Annotated in this window: 3 protein-coding genes and 4 pseudogenes; 5 read left to right on the forward strand and 2 right to left on the reverse strand. The window is 73.2% G+C overall.

Features of this window, described 5'->3' with window-relative positions; all coding sequences use genetic code 11:
• Positions 1–96: 96 nt before the first annotated feature.
• Positions 97–267: pseudogene (locus tag ABZ281_RS38215) on the forward strand (NAD-dependent epimerase); the annotation flags it as partial.
• A 131-nt stretch (positions 268–398) separates the two neighbouring features.
• Here the strand turns inward: ABZ281_RS38215 and ABZ281_RS38220 are convergent.
• Together ABZ281_RS38220 and ABZ281_RS38225 are read right to left on the reverse strand one after the other, a co-directional pair.
• A complete protein-coding gene (locus ABZ281_RS38220; protein WP_356662623.1) occupies positions 399–674 on the reverse strand; it encodes a hypothetical protein in 276 nt (91 codons plus the stop codon).
• A gap of 61 nt (positions 675–735) precedes the next feature.
• A pseudogene (locus ABZ281_RS38225) lies at positions 736–1,811 on the reverse strand (ROK family protein); the annotation flags it as partial.
• Between the two features lies 1 nt (position 1,812).
• Between ABZ281_RS38225 and ABZ281_RS38230 the strand changes: the two are divergent.
• From ABZ281_RS38230 to ABZ281_RS38245, 4 genes and pseudogenes are all read left to right on the forward strand, one after another.
• A pseudogene (locus ABZ281_RS38230) lies at positions 1,813–2,166 on the forward strand (LuxR C-terminal-related transcriptional regulator); the annotation flags it as partial.
• A gap of 58 nt (positions 2,167–2,224) precedes the next feature.
• The gene (locus tag ABZ281_RS38235) at positions 2,225–2,719 is read left to right on the forward strand and encodes an FBP domain-containing protein (RefSeq protein ID WP_356662624.1); all 495 of its coding nucleotides are present in this window, start codon (positions 2,225–2,227) and stop codon (positions 2,717–2,719) included.
• Between the two features lie 111 nt (positions 2,720–2,830).
• On the forward strand, positions 2,831–4,084 hold the full coding sequence (locus ABZ281_RS38240) for an FUSC family protein (protein WP_356662625.1): 1,254 nt from the start codon (positions 2,831–2,833) through the stop codon (positions 4,082–4,084).
• A 46-nt stretch (positions 4,085–4,130) separates the two neighbouring features.
• A pseudogene (locus ABZ281_RS38245) lies at positions 4,131–4,766 on the forward strand (hypothetical protein); the annotation flags it as partial.

Genomic DNA, 4,766 nt, shown 5'->3' on the forward strand with positions numbered 1-4,766 from the left:
CCATAGGCCCGGTGAAATTGCACTACGAGTAAAGATGCTCGTTTCGCGCAGCAGGACGGAAAGACCCCGGGACCTTTACTACAGTTTGATATTGGCCTGTTCGACGCGGTGCTGCGGCTTCCGCTGATGGACTGCACGCGTGCGCGCACGGAGCTCGGCTGGCGGCCGGAGCACACGGCGCCTGAGGTGCTGGAGGAGTTCCTGCTGGGCCTCCAGCAGGGGGCGGGGGCGCGCACGGAGCCGATGCGGGGACGCAAGGTGGGCTGACCCGGGCGACCGGCATTCCCGGGACAGTTTCCCGCCGGCATTCCCGGGACAGTTTCCCGGGAGACCGGGACATGCCCGGGGGCCGCAGCCGACCCCCACAGCCGGCTGCGGCCCCCGGTGAAATGCCCTCCTCAGGCGGAGGGCTCGTCAGGCACCGGCTGCTCGGGGTGAACCGTCCCCGAGTGCGGTGCTCCCTGCCGGCCCGTCCCCGCTTCGTCCGTGTCGGGGACGTCGTCGGGGGGCTCGTCGCTCTCGTCGTCGTTCTGGTGCGTGTCCTTCTCGCCGGTGCCCGTGAAGCGCGGGGCGACCTCCCACGGGTCCTCGCCGTCGTCGGCCTGCTGATCCGGCATGTCCCGCGGGACGGGCTCACCGTTCTCGCCGGGTCCTTCGAGGCGGTGGTCGGTCACGGCGTGCTCCCTTCTGCGGTCCGGGCGCCACGCGAGTACCTCCGCGGTGATCGGCGAAACCTCAGCGCGGTATCCGCTCCTGAAGCGCCGTGCGCCAGGCCGGGAGCGGGTACTCCGGTGCCGGGTCGGGGCGCCGTCCGCCGCGGGCGAAGAAGTCGGCGAGCGGCAGGATCGCGGCGCCGGCCGTGACCGCGTCGGGCCCGAGCCGGCCGAGGTCGACGGTCACCTTCCCGGCCGGGTGGCGCAGCGCGTACGACATGGTGTGGCAGCGGACCGCGGGCAGGAAGCGCGAGCCGAGCGCCGAACCCGCCCGGCCGCCGATGAGGATGCGCTCGGGCTGGAAGAGGTTGATCAGGTCGGACAGGCCCGCCCCGAGGTACTCGGCGGTCTCCTCCAGGACGGCCGGCGCGACGGGGTCGGCGGCAGCGCCCTCGGACGGGTAGGCCGCGGCGAGCATCGTGGTGAGGGCGGTCTCTTCGTCGGTGCCGTCCGGGACGCGACCGCCCTCCTCCCGCCAGCGGGCGAGCAGCGACTCGGCGCCCGCGTACGCCTCCAGACAACCGAGTGCCCCGCACCGGCAGCGGCGGCCCCGTACGCGTACGGTCAGGTGCCCCCACTCGACCGCGCGGCCCTGCTCCACGTCGGGGGTGACGAGGCTCGCGCCGATGCCGGAGCCGAGCAGCACCACGACGGCGTTGCGGGCGCCGCGTCCGGCACCGAACCACATCTCGGCCTGGCCCAGCGTCTTGGCGCCGTTGTCGATGAAGTACGGGACGGTGTCCCGCAGCGGGGAACCGGCGCGGAGCAGCGCCTCAAGCGGGACGGCGTCCCAGCCGATGGTCTGACCGTTACGAGCGCGCCGCGGTCCGCGGTGCGTTCGACGACGCCGGGGACGCCGATGCCGACGCCGAGGAGCCGCTCGGGCGCGAGGCCCGCGGTGTCCAGCACCTCGGCGATGCCGTGGCGGATGTGGTCGACGATGGCCTCGACCTCGTACCGCTGCGGCGACAGCAAGCGCTCGGCGCGGGCGAGTTCGGTGAGGGTGAGGTCGAAGAGCTCCACGCGGACCCGGGTCCCGCCGACGTCGACGCCGATCATGTGGCCGCTGCCGGGCACGGCCCGCAGCAGGGTGCGCGGGCTCGTGATGCTCCGGGTGGACGCCGAACGCTCCCCCTCCCCCGCCGGACAGGCCCGGGTCACACCGATGGAGGCCCGCGTCCTCGCACTTCTGGCCGCCGGCGCCACCACGGCCCGGGCGGCCCGCGAAACGGCCCTCACCACGGATGGCGTGGCCTACCACCTGCGCCGGCTGTCGTCCCGCTGGGGCGCGTCCAACCGCACGGAGCTGGTGGCCCGGGCCTACGCGCTCGGGGCGCTCAGGGCCGGGGTCTGGCCGCCGGAGGTCCCGGACGTCTCGCGCGACCGGGAAGCCCCGGACGACGAGGCCGGAGGGAAATCCGCTGGCCCCCCGCGTCGCGGCTGTCTAACCTGACCTGGCCCCAAAACCTAGGGCCCCTAGGTTTTGTGACGATCACTCTCAGGAGTCCCCCGTGCAGCCGCTCACCGAGCAGGACATCCGCACCTCCTTCATCAACTGCTCCAAGGGCGAGGCCAAGCGCCTGGCCGTGCCCCGGGACCTCGGCGAGCGTCCCTGGGGCGATCTCGACTTCCTCGGGTGGCGGGACCCTGGGGCGCCCGACCGGAGCTATCTGGTGACCGAGCGGGCAGGGGGGCTCGTCGGCGTGTCGATGCGGTTCCAGGCCGCGCAGCGCGGGTTCCTGCACCGCAGCATGTGTTCGCTGTGCCTGACGACGCACCCGCGGGGCGGGGTCGCGCTGATGACGGCGCGGAAGGCGGGAGCGGCCGGGCGCGAGGGCAACTCCGTCGGGGCGTACATGTGCACCGACCTCGCCTGTTCCCTGTACATCCGCGGGAAGAAGGCGCTCGAGGCCGGGTCCCGGTTCGAGGAGAGCCTCACGGTGGCGGAGCAGATCGAGCGGACCACGGGCCATCTGGCCGCCTTCCTCGACAAGGTGTACGCCTGATCCCCTCGGTCGCCCGGGGTTTGCCCCGGGCGCTAACGTCCTTCATGAGCGTCCTTCATGGATGTGTTCGACGGATGCGTTCGATGCGCCGGGAAGGGGAACAGCCCGAGGATGCGAGAGGTACGTGAGTGGACGGCGCGCGCCGAGCGGATCGTGAGGAAGCGTCGTGACCCCGTGGTCGTCCAGACGCTGCGGTCCGCGACCGCGGCGACGATCGCCTACGTCATCGCGCTGCGCCTGAGCCCTGAGCCGGCCCCACTCACCGCTCCCCTGACGGCACTGCTGGTAGTCCAGGTGACGCTGTACGCCACGATCACCAACGGCTTCAGGCGGGTGAACGCCGTGGTGACCGGCGTCCTGGTCGCCATCGCGTTCAGCCTGCTGGTGGGCCTGACCTGGTGGAGCCTGGCGCTGCTGCTGGTGGCGTCACTGGCCGTGGGACGGCTGGTCCGCGTGGAGGAGTACGTACCCGAGGTCGCGATCAGCGCGATGCTCGTCCTCGGTGTCACCACCGTCGGGGACACCGCCTGGGCCCGGGTGGTGGAGACCCTGATCGGTGCGTCCGTCGGGCTCGCCTGCAATCTGCTGCTGTCTCCGCCGGTGTGGGTGGAGGAGGCGGGCGAGTCGATCGACGGCCTGGCCCGCCGGCTGCGGCAGCTGATGCTGCGCATGGGCGAGGAGGCCGCGGGCGGCACGCCCGTGGAGCGCGCGGAGAAGCAGCTGCACGAGGCGCGACGGCTGGACCACGACATCGTCGAGGTGGACGCGGCCCTGCGGCAGGCCGAGGACAGTCTGCGGCTCAACCCGCGCGTGCAGGACAGCGTGCTGCACCGGGTCGTGATGCGCACCGGCCTGGACACGCTGGAGATCTGCACGGTCGTCCTGCGGGTGCTCGCCCGCTCCCTCACCGACCTCGCCAAGGAGCGGGAGCCCGAGCCGCTGTTCGAGGCCGAGACGGGCGCCGCCCTGGAACAGCTGCTGTCCGAGATCGCCGACGCCGTGGTGAGCTTCGCGGTGCTGGTCACCACGCACCTCAGCGCGAGCGCAGAGTCGGCGGAGGAGCGCCTCGCCGCCGAACTGCACACTGCCGCGGGCACCCGCGACAAGCTGGCCCTGCTGCTGCGCGAGGAGGCCGAGCGCGACCCCGCGCACTGGCAGCTGCCGGGAGCCGTCCTGACCGAGGTCAACCGCATCCTCGACGAACTCGACACCGAGCACCGCACCCGGCGCCTGTTCGAGGAACTGGACCGCGTGTCGCGCGAGCAGCGCGCTCGGATGCCCCGTCTGACGCGGTTGCGGGAGCGGTTGGGCGTCACCGAGCAGTTGTGGCGGAACCGCGCGGGGTTCGGCGGGCGTTCTCGCTGAAGGGAACGCCGGCAGGGGGCCGGCACCGGATGCGAGGAGCGGGCCGATGGCCGACACGACCGCGCGGATCGACGGGAACACACTGCGGCTGCCGGGCGGGGTGGCCGTGCGGCTCATCCGCACCCTGCGCCTGCCGGAGTCCGGCACCCACCCCCTGCCGCCGGGCCTCGGCGAGTTCCCGGTGCGACGGGTCGCCGACTACGCGGACCGGGTTCCCGAGGCGTGGCGGGCGCGCGGCGGTGTGATGCTGCCGGTGTATCTGCGCGAGGCGATGTGGCTGAGCTTCGCGGGCACCTCGGAGCCTGCCGCGCTCCAGGTCGGCGTCGGCAAGGTGTGCGCGGTCTCGGGCCGGCCCTGGAGCGACCGCCCGGCGCGTGGCCCGCAGAACTATGTGGTGCTCCCCCGCCAGCCCTGGCTGGACGGCATCAACTCCGGTACGGGCACGGTCCGGCAGTTCGTGGCCGTCCCGCTCGGCCTGGGCGCCACCGTCGAGGGGCAGGTCACGGGCGAGGAGGTGTGGGGTGGCGTGCAGTTGCAGTCGTTCCCGCTGAACGACCGGGCACTGGCGCGGTGGCGTGAGGAGGAGCGGCGGCGGCAGGTACCCCCGGCGCCCGCGCCGCCGGGCGGCTACGGCTCCGCGATGCCGGCGGCCGCGTTCGGCGGCCCTGCGGCCGGTGGCTAC

The sequence above is a fragment of the Streptomyces sp. NPDC006265 genome, from assembly GCF_040613555.1.
Taxonomy (GTDB): Bacteria; Actinomycetota; Actinomycetes; order Streptomycetales; family Streptomycetaceae; genus Streptomyces.

Excerpts from the sequence above, each read along its gene's own strand:
- ABZ281_RS38240 (WP_356662625.1), top strand. The coding sequence starts at position 2,831 with ATGCGAGAGGTACGTGAGTGGACGGCGCGCGCCGAGCGGATCGTGAGG.